The sequence below is a fragment of the Martinezella rhizogenes genome (assembly GCF_000799715.1).
Lineage (GTDB): Bacteria > Pseudomonadota > Alphaproteobacteria > Rhizobiales > Rhizobiaceae > Rhizobium > Rhizobium rhizogenes_C.
Genome location: NZ_JUHG01000009.1, coordinates 1 through 2,500, shown reverse-complemented (window position 1 = coordinate 2,500; position 2,500 = coordinate 1). Strand labels below are relative to the sequence as shown.

Here is a 2,500-nt window from a genome sequence, read left to right as displayed (position 1 = left end):
CGCTCCAAGCCTAAGTACTCGTGCATGACCGATAGCGAACCAGTACCGTGAGGGAAAGGTGAAAAGCACCCCGACAAGGGGAGTGAAATAGAACCTGAAACTGGATGCCTACAAACAGTCGGAGCCCGCAAGGGTGACGGCGTACCTTTTGTATAATGGGTCAACGACTTAGTGTAACAAGCAAGCTTAAGCCGGTAGGTGTAGGCGAAGCGAAAGCGAGTCTGAATAGGGCGATTTAGTTTGTTGCATTAGACCCGAAACCGAGTGATCTAGCCATGAGCAGGTTGAAGGTTGGGTAACACCAACTGGAGGACCGAACCCGCATCTGTTGCAATAGATTGGGATGACTTGTGGCTAGGGGTGAAAGGCCAATCAAACTCGGAAATAGCTGGTTCTCCGCGAAATCTATTTAGGTAGAGCGTCTGACGAATACCCCCGGGGGTAGAGCACTGGATGGGCTATGGGGACTCACCGTCTTACTGATCCTAACCAAACTCCGAATACCGGGGAGTACTATCAGGCAGACACACGGCGGGTGCTAACGTCCGTCGTGAAAAGGGCAACAACCCTAACCTCCAGCTAAGGTCCCCAAGTCATGGCTAAGTGGGAAAGGATGTGAGGATCCCAAAACAACCAGGATGTTGGCTTAGAAGCAGCCATCATTTAAAGAAAGCGTAACAGCTCACTGGTCTAGTCAAGGGTCTTTGCGCCGAAAATGTAACGGGGCTAAAGCCATGCACCGAAGCTGAGGATTTGTGAGCAATCACAAGTGGTAGCGGAGCGTTCCGTAAGCCTGTGAAGGGGTACCTGTGAGGGGCCCTGGAGGTATCGGAAGTGCGAATGTTGACATGAGTAACGATAAAGAGGGTGAGAGACCCTCTCGCCGAAAGACCAAGGGTTCCTGCTTAAAGTTAATCTGAGCAGGGTTAGCCGGCCCCTAAGACGAGGCGGACACGCGTAGTCGATGGGAACCACGTTAATAATCGTGGGCCTGGTGGTAGTGACGGATTGCTTAACTTGTTCACACTTATTGGATTGTGTGGGCGGGGACGCGGTTCCAGGAAATAGCTCCACCGTATAGACCGTACCCGAAACCGACACAGGTGGTCAGGTAGAGTATACCAAGGCGCTTGAGAGAACTATGTTGAAGGAACTCGGCAAATTGCACGCGTAACTTCGGAAGAAGCGTGACCCTTATGTACGCAAGTATGTGAGGGTGGCACAGACCAGGGGGTAGCGACTGTTTACCAAAAACACAGGGCTCTGCGAAGTCGCAAGACGACGTATAGGGTCTGACGCCTGCCCGGTGCTGGAAGGTTAAAAGGAGGGGTGCAAGCTCTGAATTGAAGCCCCAGTAAACGGCGGCCGTAACTATAACGGTCCTAAGGTAGCGAAATTCCTTGTCGGGTAAGTTCCGACCTGCACGAATGGCGTAACGACTTCCCCGCTGTCTCCAACATAGACTCAGTGAAATTGAATTCCCCGTGAAGATGCGGGGTTCCTGCGGTCAGACGGAAAGACCCCGTGCACCTTTACTATAGCTTTACACTGGCATTCGTGTCGGCATGTGTAGGATAGGTGGTAGGCTTTGAAGCAGGGACGCCAGTTCTTGTGGAGCCATCCTTGAAATACCACCCTTATCGTCATGGATGTCTAACCGCGGTCCGTTATCCGGATCCGGGACAGTGTATGGTGGGTAGTTTGACTGGGGCGGTCGCCTCCGAAAGAGTAACGGAGGCGCGCGATGGTGGGCTCAGACCGGTCGGAAATCGGTCGTCGAGTGCAATGGCATAAGCCCGCCTGACTGCGAGACTGACAAGTCGAGCAGAGACGAAAGTCGGTCATAGTGATCCGGTGGTCCCGCGTGGAAGGGCCATCGCTCAACGGATAAAAGGTACGCCGGGGATAACAGGCTGATGACCCCCAAGAGTCCATATCGACGGGGTTGTTTGGCACCTCGATGTCGGCTCATCGCATCCTGGGGCTGGAGCAGGTCCCAAGGGTTTGGCTGTTCGCCAATTAAAGCGGTACGTGAGCTGGGTTCAGAACGTCGTGAGACAGTTCGGTCCCTATCTGCCGTGGGTGTAGGAATATTGACAGGATCTGTCCCTAGTACGAGAGGACCGGGATGGACATATCTCTGGTGGACCTGTTGTCCTGCCAAGGGCATAGCAGGGTAGCTACATATGGAATGGATAACCGCTGAAGGCATCTAAGCGGGAAACCAACCTGAAAACGAGTGTTCCCTATCAGAGCCGTGGTAGACGACCACGTTGATAGGCCGGGTGTGGAAGTGCGGCAACGCATGAAGCTTACCGGTACTAATAGCTCGATTGGCTTGATTGTTCTCATTGCCGCTGTTCATCGAAAAATGAACAAACCAACGACGTGTTCAAATAGACAAACGAAGTCTCAGCGATAAACCGCAAAGCGGTTTATCGCGGCCTCACCAGCTTCTCAATTAAAGTTGCGCTTTGCCGACCTGGTGGTTATGGCGGGG

1 rRNA gene (cut by a window edge) is annotated in these 2,500 nt (G+C 53.0%); it reads left to right on the top strand.

Annotated features, from left to right (window positions below):
• Window positions 1–2,346: ribosomal RNA gene (locus tag EX00_RS03885) — 23S ribosomal RNA — on the top strand (it extends 575 nt beyond the left edge of the window).
• The last annotated feature ends 154 nt before the right edge of the window (window positions 2,347–2,500 follow it).